Consider the following 19,479-nt stretch of genomic DNA (forward strand, 5'->3'; position numbering starts at 1 on the left):
AGGGTTCGACATGCCGAAGGGTGTACCTACAAGCGTGCCCGACGACGGGCTCACCACGCGCCAGCGGCGCAATGCGCCGGTTCTCGCCGTGCACACCGGCCCGGGTAAGGGGAAGTCGACGGCCGCGTTCGGTATGGCGTTGCGAGCGTGGAACCAGGGCTTCGACGTCGGTGTGTTCCAGTTCGTGAAGAGTGCGAAGTGGAAGGTGGGGGAGGAAGCCGCATTTCGCGCCCTCGGACGTCTCCACGAGGACACCGGCGAGGGCGGATCGGTGCAGTGGCACAAGATGGGGGAGGGCTGGTCCTGGGCGCGTAAGTCCGGCAGCGAGGAAGACCACGCGGCGGCCGCTCTCGAAGGGTGGCGGGAGATCTCTCGTCGCTTGCAGACCGAGGAGCACGGTTTCTACGTTCTCGACGAGTTCACCTACCCACTGAAGTGGGGGTGGGTGGACGTCGACGAGGTGGTCGAGGCGCTGGTGTCGAGGCCGGGCAAGCAACACGTGGTCATCACCGGACGTGATGCCCCGCAGGCGCTGATCGATGCCGCCGACCTCGTGACCGAAATGACCAAGGTCAAGCATCCGATGGATGCGGGCCGCAAAGGCCAGCGCGGAATCGAGTGGTGATGCCCACGCCCGCTGTCGTGATCGCCGCGCCCGCTTCGGGCAGTGGAAAGACCACGGTGGCAACGGGACTCGTAGGAGCTCTGCGACGGTCCGGTAGTGAGGTGGCGCCGTTCAAAGTCGGACCCGACTACATCGACCCTGGCTATCACGGACTTGCGGCGGGCAAACCCGGACGCAATCTGGATCCGGTTCTGGTCGGCGCCGACAGAATCGGCCCGTTGTTTCTCCACGGGAGCGCCGGGTGCGACATCGCTGTCGTAGAGGGCGTGATGGGCCTCTTCGACGGAAAGATCGACTCGGGCGAGGTTGCGCCCGCAGCCGAGGGGTCCACGGCGCAGGTGGCCGCACTTCTCGGTGCGCCGGTGATTCTGGTGGTCGATGCGCGCGGGCACAGCCAGAGTCTCGCGGCAGTCCTGCACGGGTTCTCGACCTTCGACGCCGGCGTTCGGATCGGTGGTGTCGTCCTCAATCGGGTGGGCAGTGCGCGGCACGAACAGGTCCTTCGAGATGCCTGTGAGCGAGTGGGGCTGCCGGTACTCGGGGCCGTGCCGCGGCTGGCCGAGCTGGAAGTGCCGTCTCGGCACCTCGGCCTGATTCCGGCTGCGGAGCACGGCGACGCGGCCCTCGCCGCTGTCGCGGCCATGACGGACCTGGCCGAGAAGCACCTCGATCTCGATGCCATCAGGGGGCTGGCTCGCGCGTCGGTCACCGGCGAAGCCTGGGACCCTGTGGCGGAGGTCGGCGCTATCGACGACCGACCACGGCCGGTGGTGGCGGTGGCCGGCGGGGACGCCTTCACGTTCGGCTACGCCGAGCACCGGGAACTGCTGTTCGCAGCAGGTGCCGATGTCGTGGTGTTCGACCCGCTGCGCGATGGGCTCCCCGAGGACACTGCTGCAGTCGTGCTGCCGGGTGGCTTCCCGGAGGAACATTCCGCGGAGCTCGCGGCGAACACCGAACTGTTGGATCGGCTGCGCGCGCTCGCGGCCGCGGGAGCGCCGATCCATGCCGAGTGTGCCGGCCTGCTGTACCTGGCTCGCAGCCTCGACGATCGGAAGATGGCCGGGGTGATCGGAATCGACGCGTCGTTCGGACCACGACTGACTCTCGGTTACCGCGACGCCGTGGCACTCGGCAACTCCGTGCTGTTCGACGCCGGCGAGCGGGTCACCGGACACGAATTCCACCGCACGGCACTGGGCTGCGAGTCCGCGGACGGATTCGGGCCGGCGTGGGGCTGGCGGCCGTGGGACGGTTCGCCGGCCCGCGAGGGCTTCGTTCGGGATGGGGTTCACGCCTCGTATCTACACACCCACCCGGCCGGTCAGCCGGCATCGATACGGAAATTCGTTGCTGCGGCGCGGAAGTTCGCTGCCGGGCCCGACCTGTGGGTAGGGGTCGGCTTCGGGACGGGAGCCACAGCAGAGCAGATCGTGATTGCCGTCCGCGCGGCGTTGGCCGGATTGCCCACCGCGGAGAGCTTCGGACTGGTCACCCTCGATCGCAAGGCCGAGGCAGCCGCCTTCGTCGAAGCGGCGGGCCGGCTCGGGGTGCCGAGCGCGGGTGCACCCGCACCGGAGTTGGCGGGAGTGGACGTTCCGAACCCGTCGGCGCGAGTGCATGACGCAACGGGGCTCGACGGGGTGGCGGAGTCCTCGGCAGTGATCGGTTCGGGGCGCGGCGAGCTGGTCGTGTCCAAAATGCAGGTGAATGGTGTCGTCGTGGCGGCTGCCCGTAGAGTTTTCCCGGTCGGCCGGACCCTGTCGGGGGACCGGCCACCTTCGACGAACGAGGAGATCGCGTGAGCACTGCTGCCGGAGGCGAGAGCAACTATCTCGTCGGACTCGACCTGGACGGCCGTCGGGTAGTGGTCGTCGGCGGCGGCACCGTTGCCCAACGCCGACTCGGCCTGCTCGTCGCATCGGGTGCGGACGTGCACGTGGTGAGTCGGGAGGTCACGCCTGCCGTCGAGGGCATGGCGACCGGTGGTCAGATCGCGGTCGAACTGCGCGATTACGCCGACGGTGATCTCGAGGGCGCGTGGTACGCGATCGCCTGCACCGACGAGCCCGAGACCAACGCCGCTATCGTCGCCGAAGCCGAGCGTCGTCGGATCTTCTGCGTCCGCGCCGACAATGCACGCGAGGGCACCGCGGTGACCCCGGCATCGGCAACGTACGACGGAATGAGTCTCGGCCTGCTGGCGGGCGGCGACCACCGGCGGTCGGCTGCTGTTCGGACCGCCCTGCTCGAGGCCCTCCAGTCCGGCGCCGTGACAGATTCCGCCGAACGTCCGGCAGCGGGGGTTGCTCTCGTGGGAGGTGGGCCCGGCGACCCCGACCTGATCACCGTCCGCGGCCGCAGACTTCTGGCCCACGCCGATGTGGTGGTCGCCGACCGACTGGCCCCACCCGAACTACTGGCAGAGCTGGGCCCGCACGTCGAGGTCGTCGATGCCGCGAAGATTCCCTACGGCCGTGCGATGGCGCAGGAAGCGATCAACTCCGCGCTTATCGACAACGCGAAGGCCGGTAAGTTCGTCGTCCGGCTCAAAGGCGGTGACCCGTTCGTCTTCGGGCGCGGCTACGAGGAACTCGAAGCATGTGCAGCGGCGGGCGTACCCGTCACGGTCGTGCCCGGCATCACGAGCGCCATCTCGGTGCCGTCAGCAGCCGGAATCCCGGTCACCCATCGGGGAGTCACCCACGAGTTCGTGGTCGTCAGCGGACACGTGGCTCCCGACCACCCGGATTCACTGGTCGATTGGTCTGCGCTCGCGCGGTTGAACGGCACCATCGTGCTCCTCATGGCCGTGGAGCGGATCGGTCTGTTCGCGGATGTTCTGGTCGAAGGTGGACGCTCCGCCGAGACACCCGTCACGGTGATTCAGGAAGGGACATTGCGTACACAACGGGTGCTGCGCGCCGACCTCGCCACCGTGGCCGCGCGTGTCCGTGATGAGGAGATTCGTCCACCGGCGATCGTTGTGATCGGGGCTGTGGCCGGGTTTTCTGTGGACGCTGGGTAACGTGAACTCCTGTGTCTGATTCCAGAGTGTCCGAAGGCGCTGTGACGCCGTCCGCAGCGACCCGTGTTCTTGGTCTGGCGATCATCGTCCTGAGCGGTCTTCAGATGATGGTCGTCCTGGACGGCACGGTGGCGAATCTGGCGCTCGCGCCGTTGCAGGCAGATCTCGGCCTCAGCGACAGCGGTCGGAATTGGGTTCTGACGTCGTACGCGCTGGCATTCGGTGGGCTCATGCTGCTCGGTGGGCGACTCGGTGACGCCTTCGGTCGCAAGAAGATGTTCGTTGCCGGCGTCGCGCTCTTCACGGTGGCATCGCTGCTCTGCGGGCTGGCGATCAACGAGTTCATGCTCATCTTCGCGCGATTCCTGCAGGGCGTCGGTGCTGCGATCGCCTCACCGACCGCGTTGGCGCTGGTGGCGACAACCTTCGCAGCGGGGCCGGCTCGCAATCAGGCCATTGCCATCTTCGCCGCGATGACGGGAATCGGTTCGATCGCCGGCCTGATCATCGGCGGCGCACTCACCGAGGTCTCCTGGCGGCTGATCTTCCTCATCAACGTGCCCATCGGAATCTTCATCGTGTTGTGTGCACTCAAGGCGTTGAAGGAGACGGCGGGTGAGCGTCTGGCTCTCGACGTTCCCGGTGCCATCCTGGCAACGCTGGCGGCTACGGGTGTGGTCTTCGCGCTCACCGAGGGGCCGGAACTGGGGTGGACGAGCCCGCTCGTGATCGGTTCCCTGGTGATCGGTCTCGTACTGTTCGCGGTCTTCCTCTACGTCGAACGCACGGCGGACAACCCGCTGCTCCCGTTCTCGCTCTTCGCAGACAAGAACCGGGTCGCGACCTTCGTGGCGATCTTCTTCGCGGGCGCCGTGATGTTCACGGTCGCGGCGTTCGTGGCGCTGTTCGTGCAAGACATCCTCGGGTACAGCCCCCTCGAGGCCGGTCTCGCGTTCATACCGTTCGCGTTCGGTCTCGGCGCGGCGGCCACCGTGGCATCGCGACTGGCCGTCCGTATTCAGCCGCGCTGGCTCGTGCTCAGTGGGGCCGCGATCATGGTGGTGGGTCTGCTCTACGGATCGACCCTCGACGGTTCCGCGGACTACCTGACCAACCTCTTCGTCCCGATCATCGGCATCGGCTTCGGCGTGGGACTCGCAGTGGTACCGCTTCCCCTGTGTGCCATCGCGGGTGTCCCGGAGACCGAGATCGGCCCACTGGCAGCCATCGCGCAGGTGGCACAGACACTGGGCGGCCCACTGGCTCTGGCCGTCATCGGCGCCATGGCGACGTCTCGCACACTCTCGCTCGGAGGGGTCTCGGCCAAGGTCTCCGAAATGAATCCTGTTCAGCTCGAGGCGTTGGGGGAGGGCTACACGTTCGCCCTCGTCGGCAGCGCAGCGTGCGCGGCGATCGCCGGACTCGCCGCGATGTTCATTCGGTTCACGCCGGAGCAGGTGGCGCAGGCGCAGGCCGCAGAGAAGTCGGCCCAGCAGAGCTGACGCTCAGGTGAGCGTTCGATAGCGGCGGACCGGACGTCCGGTGGAACCGTAGACGAGTCGGACCGTCAGAACGTTCTCGCCGAGATAGTGCTCGAGGTATTTGCGGGCGCTGACGCGTGAGAGACCGGCGAGTTCGGCGCACTCGCTGGAAGAGACCTCTTCCCGCGATCGCACGACCTCCAGGACCAGACGGCCGGTCTCCACACTGAGGCCTTTGGGGAGTGGGCCCGCGCCGGGCTTCTTGGCCGTACCTCCGAACAGAGAATCGATGACCGACTGATCTGCACCGGTCGAGGACTCGAGAGTCCGAGCACGCCGATCGAAGTTCTCGAGCTTCTCCTGCAACTGGCGGTAGTCGAAGGGCTTGACGAGGTAGTCGGATGCACCCCCGTGGAGAGCGCGGCTGACGGTGTCGATCTCCCGTGCCGCGGTGATCATGATGACCCCGATCGCGTTCCGCTCATTGCGCAACTGCTTCAGGACGTCCAGGCCCGACATGTCCGGAAGATAGACGTCGAGCAGGACGAGGTCGGGGGTGCGGGTGTGTATCGCTTCGAAGGCTTCCTCGGCCGTACGCGCCACGCCGACGGTGCTGAATCCGGGGGTCTTGTCGACGAATCTGCGATGGATCTCGGCAACCATGAAGTCGTCGTCCACGACCAGGACGTCATACATCTCCGCGCCGTATCGCCATCGCTCGCCTCGTCATGATCGGGAAGTGTAGCCACGTGGCAGACGGACGGTGAAGAGCGCGCCGCCGGAGTCCGGTGCGTCGGTGACTGACGCTGAGCCGCCGTGTTGTGACGTCACCAGACGGACGAGCGCCAGTCCGATCCCACGCCCGCCCGGAACGCCGGGTTTCGACGTGACCCCGCGCGAGAAGATCTCGTCCCGCATCGATTCCGGCACCCCGGGTCCGGAATCGGCCACCTCCACGAGAATTCCGTCTCCGTCGGTGATCCGTACGCGGATGCTCGAGCCCGGGGTTCTCTCGGAAACGTCGACCGCGTTGTCGACGAGGTTGCCGACGACCGTGATGACGTCGGTCGCCAATTCCGGGTCGAGCGGCCGTAAGTGCGAATCGCCGGCCAGCGTCAGGGAGACACCCGTCTCGGCGGCGAGGGACGTCTTCGCGATCAGGAGTGCGGCCACCGCGGGGTCGGAGATGCGCTGCGTCACTGCATCGCTGATCTCTGCTCGTCGTCTGGTCAGGGTGCCGACGAAGTCGGTCACGGCATCGAAGTCGCCCAGCTGCGCGAGGCCGGAGATCGTGTGCAGCTGGTTCGAGAACTCGTGCGTCTGGGCGCGCAACGTGTCGGTGACGCTCTTGTGCGAAGACAGTTGACTTTGCAGCGAGGCGAGTTCGGTGCTGTCACGCATCGTGGTGACTGATCCGATCCTGTGCCCCTGACTGGTGGCGGCCCTTCGGCTCAACGCCAGCATTCGGGAGGCCGTCGAGAGGACGACATCGGGGCTGTCGCCCGCACTTCGCAGATATTGCCGCACCCCGGTGTCGAGGTCCACTTCGTCCACATGCCGGCCGACCACGTTGCCTGGCAGGTCGAGCAGTTCGCGGGCGCTGTCGTTGAACACTGTGATCACGCCGTCCGTGTTCACGGCGACCACGCCTTCGCGAATGCTGTGCAGCAGTGCTTCTCGATGATCCGCGAGATTCGCGATCTCCGTGATCTCGAGGCCACGCGTGTGCGTCTTGATACGCCGCGACAGCAACCACGATCCGATTGCGCCCAGGCCGGCGCCGATGCCCAGATACAGCAAAAGGCGTGCGCCCGCTCCGCTCAGCAACTCCCAGGTGGACGGATAGTTCTGGGCGACCGTCACTACGGCCAGAACGTCTCCGGACCGGGACAGGATCGGCACGTGGCTGGCAATGGACTCCCGGCCGTCGATGTCCAGGTCGCCGACCCACCCACGCCCGGACATCACGTCGCTCGATCCGAAATTCGATCTGGTTCCCAGTCGGGTCGGATCGGACGAAGCGAGGACGACCGCGTCCGGCCCGACGATCTCGGCCACCGTCGCGTCGGACAGGTTGACCGCTCGGTCGACCTCGGGTGCGAGGACCCGTTCGAGATCGGGTTCGCTCAATCGGTCACGCACGACCGGGGTCGAGGCCACGGTCTCGGCCACGGCGATCATGCGTTGGCCCTGCAGGTCGCGGAACTCCACCGTCGACTGATGAACGGACACAGCGGCGACGGCGACGAGCACCACTGCCACCACCACGAGTTGAAGGAGCAGCACTTGGCCCGCGAGGCTGCGTATGCGCAGACGCCGCTGTGACCACATGGACCTGGTTCCGTTCCGTTGTGACGAGGATGTCGCCGATGGTCCAGTATTGCCGACGAGAGTGTTGCGCGTGACGGGGCGCATGATCGACGCGGGGCAGAGACAGGAACAGGAGCGCTGTGGTGGTCGAGATCGGCCGGAGGTCCCGGCTGCGGGATGTGGCGCTACTGGTCGTGGTCGGCCTGCTTGCGCTGGTCACCACCGGCTGCGGCGTCGGCCGCGACGACGTGGGGCTACCCGGCGTCCGGATGATGGTTCCGAACAGTCCGGGGGGCGGTTACGACCTGACGGCGCGAACCGCTGTGAAGTTGATGGAAGACGAGGGCATCACGGGACGCATCCGGGTCTTCAACGTCGTCGGTGATTCCGGAACCGTCGCCATGGCCCGGTTGATGAACGAAGCGGGCAACGACAAGCTGATGATGACGACCGGTCTCGGTCTGGTCGGAGCCGGATACACGAACGGCTCGGCGGTACGAATGTCGGACGCGACCGCGCTCGCCAAGCTGGTCGAGGAACCCGAGGCAATTCTCGTTCCCGCCGATTCCCCGCTGCGAACGCTCGACGACTTCGTCGCGGCATGGCGGGCCGATCCCGGTTCCGTGACGGTCGGCGGCGGGTCGCTCCCAGGCGGTCCGGACCACTTGTTCCCGATGGAGACCGCCCGAGCGGTGGGGGTCGATCCCGCTCGGGTGGATTTCGTGTCGCACGACGGCGGTGGCGATCTACTGACGGCGCTGCTCGGGCACACGGTCACCGTTGGCACTTCCGGCCTGGGCGAATACGTCGACCAGATCGCGGCAGGCGCGGTTCGGGTCCTCGCCGTGTCGGGAAGCGAGCGGGTTCCGGGGATCGACGCGCCGACGCTGACCGAGGCAGGGATCGACCTCACCTTCGCGAACTGGCGCGGAGTCGTTGCGCCGCCGGGAATTTCCGACGATGCGCGGGCCGCGATGGTGGAGGCGCTGACCGAACTTCACAGCAGTGCACGGTGGCGCGAAGCACTCGCGCAGAACGGGTGGTCGGACGCGTTCCTCACCGGCGCCGATTTCGAGCAGTTCCTGCGTGACCAGGACGAGCGGGTGGCGACCACCCTGTCCGAGCTGGGTCTCGGTTGATCGGCACGGTCCGAGCTGGGTCTCGGTTGATCGAGGTCAGGTGGGATCGGTCAGGATGACGAGTTCGCGCTTCGAGGCGACTTCGACGCGGAGCCCGGCCTTCGAGGCCACGCGTGCCACGCCTCGAACATCCGTCGGCTCGGCGCGCGTGACGGTGAGTGCTCGCGCCAGCAGTCCCTTGTGATGCTTGTTGAAATGACTCACCACGCTGCGAGACCCGTCGGGCTTCTCCGTGAGGACGGTGGCGATCACTGCATCCGGTAGCGGGCCGAGCTGCTGGTACGTCCCCGAACGGAGGTCGACGATCAGCCCTTCGGCTTCCTGCTCGATCGCGGTCGCCAGTTCCGGTTTCCACATCGACCGCAGGGTGCCGAGGCCGGGGAGAGTGGAGCCGCCGCTCAACCGGTAGGCAGGAATGCGATCTCCGGCGCGCACCGCACCGAACAGGGCGGAACCGATGCCGAGTCGCGCATAGGCCTTCGACTTCTGCACCTTGGTGAACGAGCCGGCGTCCAGAGCGTCGAACAACACGCCGGTGTAGCGCTCGAGCGCCGGACGGGTGGGGGAGACCCACAGTTTCGCGTTGCGTTCGATCTCGTCCGCCTGGGTGGGCCCCAAGCCCAGGGCCTCGCAGGACGCGTCGAAATCCGCAGCGAGGTGGACCAATGAACGGACCAGGATCTCCCGGGTCTCGGTCAACTGCGGCATCGACAGATCTGCCAGGTTCAGCGGGGAGTCGGAGCCACCGTCGGACTTGGTCTCGGAGGGAGGGAGAAGGACCAGCACGGTCGATACCGTACCGAGGAGCGTGAGGGCAGCCGAGCCGACTATCCTCGCTGACGTGATTACCCGCCTTTCGCACCTGTTCCTTCGCACGCTGCGGGACGACCCCGCCGACGCCGAGGTGCCCAGCCACAAGCTGCTGGTTCGCGCCGGTTACGTCCGCCGCATCGCGCCGGGCGTCTACTCGTGGTTGCCCCTCGGTCTCCGGGTGCTGCGTCAGGTCGAGCGGGTGGTGCGCGAGGAGATGAACGCGATGGGAGCGCAGGAGATCGCTCTCCCGGCGTTGCTTCCTCGCGACCCGTACGAGGTGTCCAATCGCTGGACGGAGTACGGCGACGAACTCTTCCGCCTTCGGGACCGCAAGGGTAACGACTACCTGCTCGGGCCCACCCACGAGGAGCTGTTCGCTCTCACGGTGAAGGGTGAGTACAACTCCTACAAGGATTTCCCGGTCACCCTGTACCAGGTGCAGACCAAGTATCGCGACGAAGCCCGGCCGCGGGCGGGCATCCTGCGTGGGCGCGAGTTCCTGATGAAGGACTCTTACTCCTTCGATCTCACAGACGACGGTCTGGCGGCCAGTTACCAGGCGCACCGCGACACCTACGAGCGGATCTTCACCCGTCTGGCAGTGAAGTACGTGATCGTCGCGGCCACCTCCGGTGCGATGGGCGGCAGTGCTTCCGAAGAGTTCCTCGCGGAGAGCGAAGTTGGTGAGGACACGTACGTGCGTTGCACGTCCTCGGGCTACGCGGCCAACGTCGAGGCTGTCACCACCCTCGCGCCCGAACCGATTCCGTTCGACGGATTGCCCGCCGCGCAGGTGCACGACACCCCGGACACTCCGACGATCGCCACTCTCGTGGAGTGGGCCAACGGCGCCGATCTCGGACGTACCGTCACGGCGGCGGACACGTTGAAGAACATTCTGGTCAAGACTCGGCAGCCGGGCGGTGAATGGACCCTGCTCGGTATCGGCCTCCCCGGTGACCGTGAAGTCGACGACAAGCGCCTCGAAGCCTCGCTCGAACCCACGGAATACGAACTTCTGACCGAAGCGGACTTCGAGGCCAACCCATTCCTGATCAAGGGGTACATCGGACCGAAGGCATTGCAGGCCAACGGTGTGCGATACGTGGTCGACCCCCGCGTGGCCGACGGCACGAGTTGGATCACCGGCGCGGACGAGAAGGGCCGGCACGTGGTGGACCTCGTCGCCGGTCGCGACTTCACGCCGGACGGCACCATCGAGGCCGCCGAGGTCCGTGACGGAGACCCGTCGCCGGACGGGGCGGGGGAGCTCGTGTCGGCGCGCGGTATCGAGATCGGCCACGTCTTCCAACTGGGTCGCAAGTACACCGACGTGTTCGGGGTGGACGTGCTTGCAGAGAACGGCAAACCGGTTCGGCCCACCATGGGTTCCTACGGTGTCGGCATCTCTCGCTTGGTCGCGGTCATCGCCGAACAGCACCACGACGACAAGGGCCTGCGCTGGCCCGCCGAGGTCGCACCGGCCGATGTCCACCTGGTGATCGCGAACAAGGACGAATCTGCGCGGGACGGCGCGGAAAGCCTCGCTGCCGATCTCGACCGGGCAGGGCTCGAGATCATTCTCGACGATCGCAAGGCGTCGCCGGGGGTCAAGTTCAAGGACTCCGAGTTGCTCGGAGTTCCGTTGGTGGTCGTCGTGGGTCGTGGTTGGGCGGACGGCAAGGTCGAATTGCGTGATCGCTTCGGTGGCGAGGCCCGCGAGATCGCGTCCGAATCGGCTGTCGACGCGATCGTCGATGCAGTGCGTGGCGGAACCGCCGCGAGCTAAGTTACCGGCTGGTAGCGTTTGCGTCATCGCGACGAAAGGCAAGGCAATGGCGAACTCCGGCAGACTTCTCCTCGATCCGAACACCTACGATCCGCAGCAGTTCGACGAGGAGACTCGGCGGCAGTTGCGGGCGGTGATCGACTGGTTCGAGAGCCGCGGCAAGCGGCAACTGATCCAGGACGACCTGGACAGCGTGTGGGTGTCGGAGTTCCTCGAGTTCGTCGCGAAGGAGAAGATCTTCGCCACGTTCCTGACCCCGTCCGCATATGCCGACGGGGACCCGAACAAGCGCTGGGACGCCGCTCGCAATGCCGCCCTCTCCGAGATCTTCGGTTTCTACGGCCTCGCATACTGGTACGCCGAGCAGGTCACGATTCTCGGTCTCGGTCCGGTGTGGATGAGCGATAACGAGACGGCGAAGAAGCGAGCCGCGCGCCAGCTCGACGAGGGCGGCGTGATGGCCTTCGGTCTGTCCGAGCGCGAGCACGGCGCAGACGTGTACTCCACCGACATGGTGCTGACACCTGCGGCCGACGGTGACGTCGCGTTCCGGGTCTCGGGCACCAAGTACTACATCGGCAACGGCAACGTTGCGGGCACCGTGTCGGTGTTCGGTCGGCGATCCGACGTCGACGGCGCGGACGGCTACGTCTGGTTCACTGCCGACAGTGCACACGAGAACTACGAGCTGATCGACAACGTCATCGACGGCCAGATGTACGTCAGCACTTTCCGTCTGAACGACTACCCGGTGCGCGAGGAGGACATCCTCCACACCGGACCCGAGGCTTTCTCGTCGGCGCTGAACACCGTGAACGTCGGCAAGTTCAACCTGTGCAGCGGCGCGGTCGGCATGTGCGAACACTCCTTCTACGAGGCGATTACCCACGCCGACAACCGCATTCTCTACGGCAATCCGGTCACGGACTTCCCGCACGTGCGAACAAGCTTCGTGGATGCGTATTCGCGGCTGATCGCCATGAAGCTGTTCAGTGGTCGCGCCGTCGACTACTTCCGAAGTGCCAGCCTCGAGGACCGCCGCTACCTGCTGTTCAATCCGGTCACCAAGTCGAAGGTCACCGCCGAGGGCGAGAAGCTCATCACGCTTCTGCAGGACGTGCTGGCGGCCAAGAGTTTCGAGAAGGACAACTACTTCAGCCAGGTTGCCCGGCTGATCGCCACCTTGCCCCGTCTCGAAGGCACCGTGCACGTCAACGTGGCCCAGATCCTCAAGTTCATGCCGAACTACCTGTTCGATCCGGTCGAGTACCCCGAGATCGGAACCCGCGACGACGCCGCCGACGACGTCTTCTTCTGGGAGCAGGGGCCGGCCCGCGGCGCAGCCAAGGTGAAGTTCGCCGACTGGACCGCGGTCTACGAGAAGCACACCGATGTTCCGAACGTGGCGGTGTTCTACGAGCAGGCCAAGGCGCTCCGGGATCTGATGGCGACGGCAGCGCCGGACGCCGAGCAGCAGAAGGATCTCGACTTCATGCTCGACGTCGGGCACCTCTTCTCACTCGTCGTCTACGGCCAGTTGATTCTCGAGCAGGCGGAACTGACCGGTCTGGACTCGGATTTGATCGACCAGATCTTCGACTTTCAGGTTCGCGACTTCTCGGCCTACGCGGTGTCGCTGCACGGCAAGAAGTCGTCCACCGATGCGCAGCAAGAGTGGGCGATCGGTGCCGTCAGCAAGCCGACGGTCGACACCGACCGATTCGATCGGGTGTGGGGCGAGGTCAAGGGCTACAACGGCGCGTACGAGATGCGCCCCTGACCCTTGCCGCGGTCAGCGCCTGGTCTCGCGTAGAACGGCCAGGCGACTGCGGTACTCCGATTCGGTGATGTCGCCCTTCGCGTAGTGATCGCGCAGGGCGTCCTCACCGGATCGGCCTCGGAACCTTCTGCGGGCCACGATGATCAGGACGACCACCACCGTCCAGAAGGCGATGGGAACGAGAACGAACCAGGGGCCAGGGCCCCAGGCGTGGTGCTGGTACTCATCGGCGAGAAGCATTCCGGCTCTGGTGTATTCGTTGATGTTCATGACTTCAGCGTGCGCCGTGCCGGGCGTCCGGCACATCGGCCGTGGTACGGGTTCGTGGGTACGCGCAGGTGCGTACGTCAGTCCTGCCAACCCGGTTTGACGAGTCCGTGCTCGTACGCGGCGACCACAAGCTGAGTACGGTCACGGGCTGCGAGCTTCAGAAGTATCCGGCCCACGTGAGTTCGGGCCGTGGCCGGACTCACGAACAAGCGCTCCGCAATCTCGGCGTTGGTCAGACCCTCCGCGACGAGGACCATCACCTCACGCTCGCGTTCTGTGAGTTGATCCAGCTCGGGTGAGCTGGGTGGCGGCTTCGCATGGCTGGCGAACTCTGCAACCAACGTTCGCGTGACAGACGGCGAGAGCAGTGCTTCACCGGAGGCGACCACACGTACTGCCCGTACGAGATCAGCGGGCTCCGTGTGCTTCACGAGAAATCCGCCTGCGCCGGCACGCACCGCCTCGAAGACGTACTCGTCCAGTTCGAACGTGGTCAGGACCACGACATGCACCTGCGTCAGCGCAGGATCCGAGGCGATACGGTGAGTCGCCTCCAGGCCGTCCATGACGGGCATTCGGATGTCCATCAACACCACGTCGGGGACGAGATCCACACAGGCCGCCAACGCCTGTTCTCCGTCCTCGGCTTCGCCGACCACCGTGATGTCGTCCTGGGCATCGAGAAGGGCGACGAATCCGGCCCGCACGAGAGCTTGGTCGTCGGCCACCACAACCCGAATCGTCATGCGTCACCTTCCGCCGGATGCCGGTAGGGCAGTGAGGCGAACACTCGGAATCCGCCGTCGGGTTTGCGTCCGGCACTCAGGTGTCCGCCCAAGGCCTGTGCACGCTCGATCATGCCCGGGATCCCGTTGCCGCCCGGACCGTCCGAGGCATCCGAACTGCCGTGGTCGTCCACGTACAGCTCGAGCGAGGCGCCGAGGTAGGTCACCCGAACTTCGGCGGCCGCGGTACCCGAGTGCCGCGCGACGTTGGTCAGCGATTCCTGGACGATGCGGGCTGCGGCAACGTCCACGATGCCCGAGAGCGGCCGCCGAGTTCCGGTCACGGTGGTGGACACTTCGATGCCGGCGTCCTTGGCTCTACGCACCACTGCGTCGAGATCGGCGATGCCGGGTGTCGGTGCCTTCGGAGGGCCACTCCCGTCGCGTAGCGAGTCCAGCAGGGAGTGGACGTCGCCGATGGCCTCACGACTGGCGTCCTTGATGGCAGCAAGAGCAGGGCGGGTGCGTTCGGGCGCGGAGTCGAACAGCTCGAGTGCGACACCGGCCTGTACGTTGATGAGCGACAGGCTGTGGGCAAGCACGTCGTGAAGCTCTCGTGCGATGTCGAGCCGTTCCTCACTGGCAAGGCGCCGGCGTTCGGCAGCAGCCGATTCCGCAGCAGCGTCGGCCCGCCGGCGGCGTTCGGCGGCGGCAGCGCGTCTGCTGCGGATGATCTCCGCGGTGGCGACCAGCACGAGCAGCCACGCCGCGACACCGGTCGCCACCGCGAAGTTGGGAACCGGGCTGCCACCGTGTTGCGGAGCGATCCACATGAACAGGACGTATCCCACCGCGACGACCGGGTAGGTGCGCCATCGTGAACCCGTCGTCCCGGCCGTGAGGAAAGCGACGACCAGTGAGAGAAAGATGGGGCCGTATCCGAAGTCGCGGACGTACAGGGCCGTGGCGCCGAGGACCACGAAGAGCGTGAACAGTGGATAGCGGCGCCGAAAGAGGAGAACGACCGGGCCGAGAGCGATGAGCACATAGGCGAGACCGTTCAGTGGCAGCACCGACTGGTGCTCATTGGCACGGGGGCTTCCTGCCACCTGCACCACGAGTATCGCAAGGCTGACCGCCCAGTCGAAGGTTCTCGGTAGGAAGCGCACACTGACGAAGCTAGCCCCGCGGGCGACGGCCTGTCATCGTTCTCGATACGTACGCGCGATGCCGTACGTGGGCGGATGTACGTGTGATCGCTCCGGCGCACGCTCGAAACATGACTACAGAAACAGTGATCACGGATGGCCTGACGAAACGATACGGCGACACGAACGTGGTCGACGGAGTGCGGCTGACGGTTCGGGAAGGTGAAATCTACGGATTCCTCGGTCCGAACGGTGCCGGCAAGACGACCACACTTCAGATGCTGGTCGGGCTCGTGCGGCCGACGTCGGGGACAGCGACGATATTCGGGTGTGCGCCGGGTGATCCGTCCGCTGCCGCGCGGACGGGTGTGCTGATCGAGGGGCCGGGATTTCATCCCTACCTGTCGGGCCTCGACAACCTTCGATTCGTGAGCCGGCTACGCAATGTCTCCGACGACGCTGCTGCCCTCGCTCTCGAGCAGGTCGGGCTCGGCCCGCGCGGCGGAGACAAGTTTCGGACGTATTCCCTGGGCATGAAACAGCGACTGGGTGTGGCAGCGGCGCTGGTGGGCGAACCCGACCTGTTGGTTCTCGACGAACCGACCAATGGTCTGGATCCGGGCGGCGTCGTGGAGATGCGCGCGCTGATCGTCGACCTGGCCGGACGTGGGCACACGATCGTTCTCTCGAGCCACATGCTGACCGAAGTGCAGGAGATGTGCGACCGCGTCGGGGTCATCTCCGAAGGAAAGCTGCTCACAGAATCGACGGTGAGCGAACTTCGCGGCGACTCGAGGCTCGTCGTGCGGGCGAATCCGACCGGCCGCGCCGAAGAACTGCTATGCGGACTGCTCGGCGCCGATGTGGTGACGCATAGAACGGACCGTCTCGAAATTTCGGTATCCGCCGAGCTGGCGCCGAAGGTGGCAAGGACTCTGATCGAAGAAGACGTGGATCTGCTCGAGCTGACCAGGCAGGAACGAACGCTCGAAGACGTGTTCTTCGAGATGACAGGAGCGCAGTCGTCATGAACGGGTTGCGAGAGAAGAGAAGTCCAGTATCGAGCGCGTACCGGGCGGAGGTTCTCCGCCTGATCAAGTGGCCGACTCTGTGGATACTGTTGGCGGCGTGGATGGCGCTGAATCTGGTGTTTCTCTACGTGTTCAACTACCTGACCTACAAGAGTGGCGGTGCCACCGACAGTCCTTCGGCAGTACCCCACGACGTTCTCCTCGAACGGATGTTGCCGACCGCAGTGCCGGAGGTGTTCACACAGGGGATGGCGATGTTCGGCGGCGCGCTGATGCTCATCGCAGGTGCGCTGGCGACCGGTAGCGGCTACGGATGGGGGACATGGAAGACGGTGTTCACCGCCGGCCCCTCGCGACTGTCCGCCTTCGTGGGAACGGTTGTGGCGCTGGCAGTCGTCGTGGTCGTGCTCGTGTTGGCAGTCTGTGTCGCCGATCTGGGCGTGTCCGCGGCAATCGCCGCATCGGAGTCGAAGTCGATCGCGCTTCCACCCGTGGCCGCGCTTGCCGAATCGATCGGGGCCGGGGTGTTGATCCTGGGTATGTGGACGATGGCCGGAGTGCTGGTGGGCGTCCTGACGAGGGGGCCCGCACTGTCGGTCGGGCTCGGATTGGTGTGGATTCTGGTGGTGGAGAACCTGCTTCGTGGAGTTGCGGTCGTCTTCTCACCCCTGGCCGTCGTCACCGACTACCTGCCAGGAACGGCCGCGGGCTCCCTGGCGGGCAGCCTGCGTGGCGTGAGCGAGGGCGAGACGACGCCGGGTGTTCTGAACGTTCTGGACGGATCGACAGCCGTTGTCCTTCTCTGTGTGTATCTGGTCGTATTCGGGGCTGCGTCCCTGTGGTCGATCCGCACGAGGGACATCCACTGAAGCAGTAGGTTCGCGCGGTGCGCACACACCCGAAGGTGTGAACCGATACCCCGGGGGTGGGCGATTACCCACCCCGGGGTGTCTGTTTTCGGCGGGCGTTTCGGCGGAATCTTGGGTGGCAAGCAAATCCACCCACACAGGGAGCAAATGAAATGTCGAACACCATCAAGTCCACTTTCGCAGCAATCGCGATCGCAACGTTCGCTCTGGCGGCCGGCTCGGGAATCGCCGCCGCGGCACCGGGCGACGGCGGCACCTCGCAAGGCGGCAACGGAACCGGCGGTGGCGCACAGAGCGGCGGCGCAACGACCGGCCCCGGCGGAAATGCACAGGGCGGCGCAGGTGGCAGCGGCAACGTGGGTATCGGTGGTGTCAACATCGGCAACGGAAATCAGGGTGGCGTCGACGTGGGAAACGGCGGAGGTGCGCAGGGCGGTAACAGTGGGAATGCGCAGACAGGAAATGCAAACGGCGGCAACGGGACCGGTGGGAACTCCGGGCCGGCGAACGGCGGCAACGGCGGCAACACCACCACGAGTTGCACCTTCGCCTGGCCCTTCTGCTGATCGCGTGAGCACTCGGACAATCCACGACCACTCGAAAGGAAGAACCATGTCACACGCTCACCGATTCGCCGGAGTACTTCTGGCGGCAGGATTCGCACTCACGGTAGGTGCCGGCGTCGCGTCGGCGGAGATCCCGCAGTACGGAGCCGACGGCAACAGCGGCAACGTCGGTATCGGCGGCGCCGATGTAGGACCCATCGGAGTCGAGGGAATCATCGCGGGCCCCGGAGGAGCCTCGGTCGGTGGTTACGCCGTCGGCGTTCCCGGATCCTTTCCCGGGTTCGGCTGACAAGCCGAAGCCCGCACCCCGGCCAGTTTCACAGTCCCCATCCACCCATCCCGGCCGACCCGGCCCCGCTGATCTGCTCGGAAGGAGTTGTCATGACGAAGAACGCAGCAGATCAGGGCGGCCGGGTTTCGGTGTCCACCCGAGATGGAATCCGGCTCGCGGTGACGACACACGGTCCGCAGGACGCGCCGCTCACGGTGATATTCGTGCACGGGCACTGCCTGGACGGCGAATCGTGGGCGCCGCTCGGTCGTCGACTGACGGCCAGCTGGGGCAAAGACGTGCGCCTGGTGACCTACGACCAGAGGGGCCACGGCGACTCGGCACACGCACCCGCTGACACGTACACCATCGACCAGTTGGGCAGCGATCTCGGCGCGGTCATCGACGCGGTGGCCCCCACAGGACCGCTCGTACTCGTCGGGCATTCGATGGGAGGGATGGCGACCCTGGCGTTTGCCCGGACCCATGCACCGTCGATCGGCCCCCGCGTGGTGGGGGTTGCTCTGATCGCCACCGCCGCAGGTGGAGTCACGGAGTTGGGACTCGGACGGCTGCTGCGGGCCCGGCCTGTCGCCTGTCTTCGTACCGTTGCCCATCGGGCGCCTGTCACGCTGCACAGATCGAAGCGGTTCGGACACAAGGTGAGTCGGGTCGCGGCCGGTAGGCTTCGTGGTCGGGCAGCAGCGAGGGTGGGAGCCGTCGCCGCGGCGCTGGCGGACTCCACCTGCGTCGTGACGATGGTGAGCTTTTTGCAATCGTTCATCGAGTTCGACGAGCGGGCGACGCTGGCCGGGCTGACGCACATTCCTTCGTTGGTCCTGTGTGGGACGGACGACCCCATTACGCCGTTCGAGCATTCTCTGGCGATCGCGGCGAGCCTGCCGTCGTCCGAACTGGTGAGTGTGAACGGCGCCGGCCACTCGGTGATCCTGGACCGGGCAGAGGAAGTGGCGAGTGCCGTGAGCGCACTCCTGTCCCGCGTGACTGCGGATTCGTTCACAAGTCGCGTCGGTTGACGATTCCACTGTGCAGAGCCAGTTCCGCCAGCCGCACCCGTTTCTGATTCTGGGGGAGTTGCTCGACGTGGAACTTCGCGAAGAGCGTTCGCAGATGGGTTTTCACCGCGTCGACACTCAGGTACAGCTCCTGCGCTATTTCCTGGTTCGATGCCGGATGCACGAACGCCGAGTTCTGTTTGTACGGCCGACACAAGGCGGCAAGCAGGGCTCGCTGAGTCTCGGTCAACGAGCGCACCGAGGGCAGATCCCCGGCCAGATGGGTGGCCTCGTCCTCGGCGGCGCCGAACTCCTGGTACACCAGTGCCGTTCGCCCGATTCGTACGGAGTCACCGTTGCGCAACCGTCGACGGCCGGATATGCGATCACCGTTGACGAAGGTGCCGTTTCGGGACAGCCCGTCGTCGAGGATCGTCCACTGGTCGTCCACGCATTCGATGACCGCGTGCAGGCGGGAGACCTCCTCGTCGCCGGGCAGGGGCATCCCACTTCTCGGTGATCTGCCGACGGTGAGGCGCGGACGATCGGGGGACAGGTCGATCCGGTGCGTTCGACCTTCCGTGTCGATGTAGTTCAGGCGCGACAGTGCCGTCACGA

19 protein-coding genes are annotated in these 19,479 nt (G+C 65.9%); 12 read left to right on the top strand and 7 right to left on the bottom strand.

The features are described from left to right. Positions 1-10 precede the first annotated feature (10 nt). From cobO to ACZI8R_RS09715, 4 genes are read left to right on the top strand one after another with little or no spacing between them, the layout of a single operon-like run. Positions 11-625, top strand: coding sequence for a cob(I)yrinic acid a,c-diamide adenosyltransferase (gene cobO, locus ACZI8R_RS09700; protein WP_463379388.1), 615 nt, complete (start codon positions 11-13; stop codon positions 623-625). Continuing rightward, on the top strand, positions 625-2,430 hold the full coding sequence (locus ACZI8R_RS09705; RefSeq protein ID WP_463379389.1) for a cobyrinic acid a,c-diamide synthase CobB: 1,806 nt from the start codon (positions 625-627) through the stop codon (positions 2,428-2,430). The genes cobO and ACZI8R_RS09705 overlap by 1 nt, the downstream gene beginning before the upstream one ends. Beyond that, a complete protein-coding gene (gene cobA, locus ACZI8R_RS09710) occupies positions 2,427-3,653 on the top strand; it encodes a uroporphyrinogen-III C-methyltransferase (protein WP_463379390.1) in 1,227 nt (408 codons plus the stop codon). The genes ACZI8R_RS09705 and cobA overlap by 4 nt, the downstream gene beginning before the upstream one ends. Before the next feature lie 11 nt (positions 3,654-3,664). Further along, positions 3,665-5,155 carry a DHA2 family efflux MFS transporter permease subunit gene (locus ACZI8R_RS09715; protein ID WP_463379391.1) on the top strand — a complete coding sequence of 497 codons (1,491 nt, stop codon included), beginning with the start codon at positions 3,665-3,667 and terminating at the stop codon, positions 5,153-5,155. A gap of 3 nt (positions 5,156-5,158) precedes the next feature. Here ACZI8R_RS09715 and ACZI8R_RS09720 read toward each other — a convergent pair whose 3' ends face one another. Beyond that, on the bottom strand, positions 5,159-5,830 hold the full coding sequence (locus ACZI8R_RS09720) for a response regulator (RefSeq protein WP_463379392.1): 672 nt from the start codon (positions 5,828-5,830) through the stop codon (positions 5,159-5,161). A 30-nt stretch (positions 5,831-5,860) separates the two neighbouring features. Continuing rightward, entirely contained in the window at positions 5,861-7,465 is a 1,605-nt protein-coding gene (locus ACZI8R_RS09725) for a sensor histidine kinase (protein ID WP_463379393.1), read from the bottom strand. Positions 7,466-7,587: 122 nt separating this feature from the next. On the opposite strand from ACZI8R_RS09725, the gene ACZI8R_RS09730 reads away from it, so the two are divergent. Beyond that, positions 7,588-8,583: a Bug family tripartite tricarboxylate transporter substrate binding protein gene (locus ACZI8R_RS09730; RefSeq protein WP_463379394.1), complete on the top strand. Its 996-nt coding sequence runs from the start codon at positions 7,588-7,590 to the stop codon at positions 8,581-8,583. 36 nt (positions 8,584-8,619) lie between these two features. Here ACZI8R_RS09730 and yaaA read toward each other — a convergent pair whose 3' ends face one another. Then, positions 8,620-9,369, bottom strand: coding sequence for a peroxide stress protein YaaA (gene yaaA / locus ACZI8R_RS09735; protein ID WP_463379395.1), 750 nt, complete (start codon positions 9,367-9,369; stop codon positions 8,620-8,622). 55 nt (positions 9,370-9,424) lie between these two features. Here yaaA and ACZI8R_RS09740 point away from each other — a divergent pair, with 55 nt between their 5' ends. Both ACZI8R_RS09740 and ACZI8R_RS09745 read left to right on the top strand, forming a co-directional pair. Next, complete coding sequence (locus tag ACZI8R_RS09740; RefSeq protein ID WP_463379396.1) at positions 9,425-11,185, top strand: proline--tRNA ligase; 1,761 nt, start codon at positions 9,425-9,427, stop codon at positions 11,183-11,185. Positions 11,186-11,231: 46 nt separating this feature from the next. After that, positions 11,232-12,965 carry an acyl-CoA dehydrogenase family protein gene (locus ACZI8R_RS09745; protein ID WP_463379397.1) on the top strand — a complete coding sequence of 578 codons (1,734 nt, stop codon included), beginning with the start codon at positions 11,232-11,234 and terminating at the stop codon, positions 12,963-12,965. Positions 12,966-12,977: 12 nt separating this feature from the next. Here the strand turns inward: ACZI8R_RS09745 and ACZI8R_RS09750 are convergent, their stop codons facing one another. The 3 genes from ACZI8R_RS09750 to ACZI8R_RS09760 all read right to left on the bottom strand — a co-directional run bounded on the left by ACZI8R_RS09750 (position 12,978) and on the right by ACZI8R_RS09760 (position 15,129). Beyond that, the gene (locus ACZI8R_RS09750; RefSeq protein WP_463379398.1) at positions 12,978-13,235 is read right to left on the bottom strand and encodes an SHOCT domain-containing protein; all 258 of its coding nucleotides are present in this window, start codon (positions 13,233-13,235) and stop codon (positions 12,978-12,980) included. Positions 13,236-13,312: 77 nt separating this feature from the next. Then, complete coding sequence (locus ACZI8R_RS09755) at positions 13,313-13,981, bottom strand: response regulator (RefSeq protein ID WP_463379399.1); 669 nt, start codon at positions 13,979-13,981, stop codon at positions 13,313-13,315. After that, entirely contained in the window at positions 13,978-15,129 is a 1,152-nt protein-coding gene (locus ACZI8R_RS09760; protein ID WP_463379400.1) for a sensor histidine kinase, read from the bottom strand. The genes ACZI8R_RS09755 and ACZI8R_RS09760 overlap by 4 nt, the downstream gene beginning before the upstream one ends. Before the next feature lie 110 nt (positions 15,130-15,239). Here ACZI8R_RS09760 and ACZI8R_RS09765 point away from each other — a divergent pair, with 110 nt between their 5' ends. From ACZI8R_RS09765 to ACZI8R_RS09785, 5 genes are all read left to right on the top strand, one after another. Beyond that, entirely contained in the window at positions 15,240-16,139 is a 900-nt protein-coding gene (locus ACZI8R_RS09765; RefSeq protein ID WP_463379401.1) for an ABC transporter ATP-binding protein, read from the top strand. Next, a complete protein-coding gene (locus ACZI8R_RS09770) occupies positions 16,136-17,008 on the top strand; it encodes an ABC transporter permease (RefSeq protein WP_463379402.1) in 873 nt (290 codons plus the stop codon). The genes ACZI8R_RS09765 and ACZI8R_RS09770 overlap by 4 nt, the downstream gene beginning before the upstream one ends. Positions 17,009-17,160: 152 nt before the next feature. Next, positions 17,161-17,574 (top strand): hypothetical protein, encoded by a 414-nt coding sequence (locus tag ACZI8R_RS09775; protein WP_463379403.1) that lies wholly within the window; start codon positions 17,161-17,163, stop codon positions 17,572-17,574. A 46-nt stretch (positions 17,575-17,620) separates the two neighbouring features. Continuing rightward, positions 17,621-17,863, top strand: a complete 243-nt coding sequence (locus ACZI8R_RS09780) for a hypothetical protein (protein WP_463379404.1) — start codon at positions 17,621-17,623, stop codon at positions 17,861-17,863. A gap of 92 nt (positions 17,864-17,955) precedes the next feature. After that, positions 17,956-18,882, top strand: a complete 927-nt coding sequence (locus tag ACZI8R_RS09785; RefSeq protein WP_463379405.1) for an alpha/beta fold hydrolase — start codon at positions 17,956-17,958, stop codon at positions 18,880-18,882. Here the strand turns inward: ACZI8R_RS09785 and ACZI8R_RS09790 are convergent. Further along, complete coding sequence (locus ACZI8R_RS09790; protein WP_463379406.1) at positions 18,863-19,477, bottom strand: FHA domain-containing protein; 615 nt, start codon at positions 19,475-19,477, stop codon at positions 18,863-18,865. The two genes, ACZI8R_RS09785 and ACZI8R_RS09790, sit on opposite strands and share 20 nt — an antisense overlap. Positions 19,478-19,479 lie beyond the last annotated feature (2 nt).

Source organism: Rhodococcus huquni, assembly GCF_055231055.1.

Bases quoted from the DNA above. Each gene is read 5' to 3' on its own strand.
- ACZI8R_RS09705 (WP_463379389.1), top strand. From the start codon at position 625: ATGCCCACGCCCGCTGTCGTGATCGCCGCGCCCGCTTCGGGCAGTGGA.
- ACZI8R_RS09775 (WP_463379403.1), top strand. From the start codon at position 17,161: ATGTCGAACACCATCAAGTCCACTTTCGCAGCAATCGCGATCGCAACG.
- ACZI8R_RS09780 (WP_463379404.1), top strand. From the start codon at position 17,621: ATGTCACACGCTCACCGATTCGCCGGAGTACTTCTGGCGGCAGGATTC.
- ACZI8R_RS09750 (WP_463379398.1), bottom strand. From the start codon at position 13,235: ATGAACATCAACGAATACACCAGAGCCGGAATGCTTCTCGCCGATGAG.
- ACZI8R_RS09720 (WP_463379392.1), bottom strand. From the start codon at position 5,830: ATGTATGACGTCCTGGTCGTGGACGACGACTTCATGGTTGCCGAGATC.
- ACZI8R_RS09770 (WP_463379402.1), top strand. From the start codon at position 16,136: ATGAACGGGTTGCGAGAGAAGAGAAGTCCAGTATCGAGCGCGTACCGG.
- ACZI8R_RS09755 (WP_463379399.1), bottom strand. From the start codon at position 13,981: ATGACGATTCGGGTTGTGGTGGCCGACGACCAAGCTCTCGTGCGGGCC.
- cobO (WP_463379388.1), top strand. From the start codon at position 11: ATGCCGAAGGGTGTACCTACAAGCGTGCCCGACGACGGGCTCACCACG.
- ACZI8R_RS09785 (WP_463379405.1), top strand. From the start codon at position 17,956: ATGACGAAGAACGCAGCAGATCAGGGCGGCCGGGTTTCGGTGTCCACC.
- ACZI8R_RS09745 (WP_463379397.1), top strand. From the start codon at position 11,232: ATGGCGAACTCCGGCAGACTTCTCCTCGATCCGAACACCTACGATCCG.
- ACZI8R_RS09725 (WP_463379393.1), bottom strand. From the start codon at position 7,465: ATGTGGTCACAGCGGCGTCTGCGCATACGCAGCCTCGCGGGCCAAGTG.
- ACZI8R_RS09765 (WP_463379401.1), top strand. From the start codon at position 15,240: ATGACTACAGAAACAGTGATCACGGATGGCCTGACGAAACGATACGGC.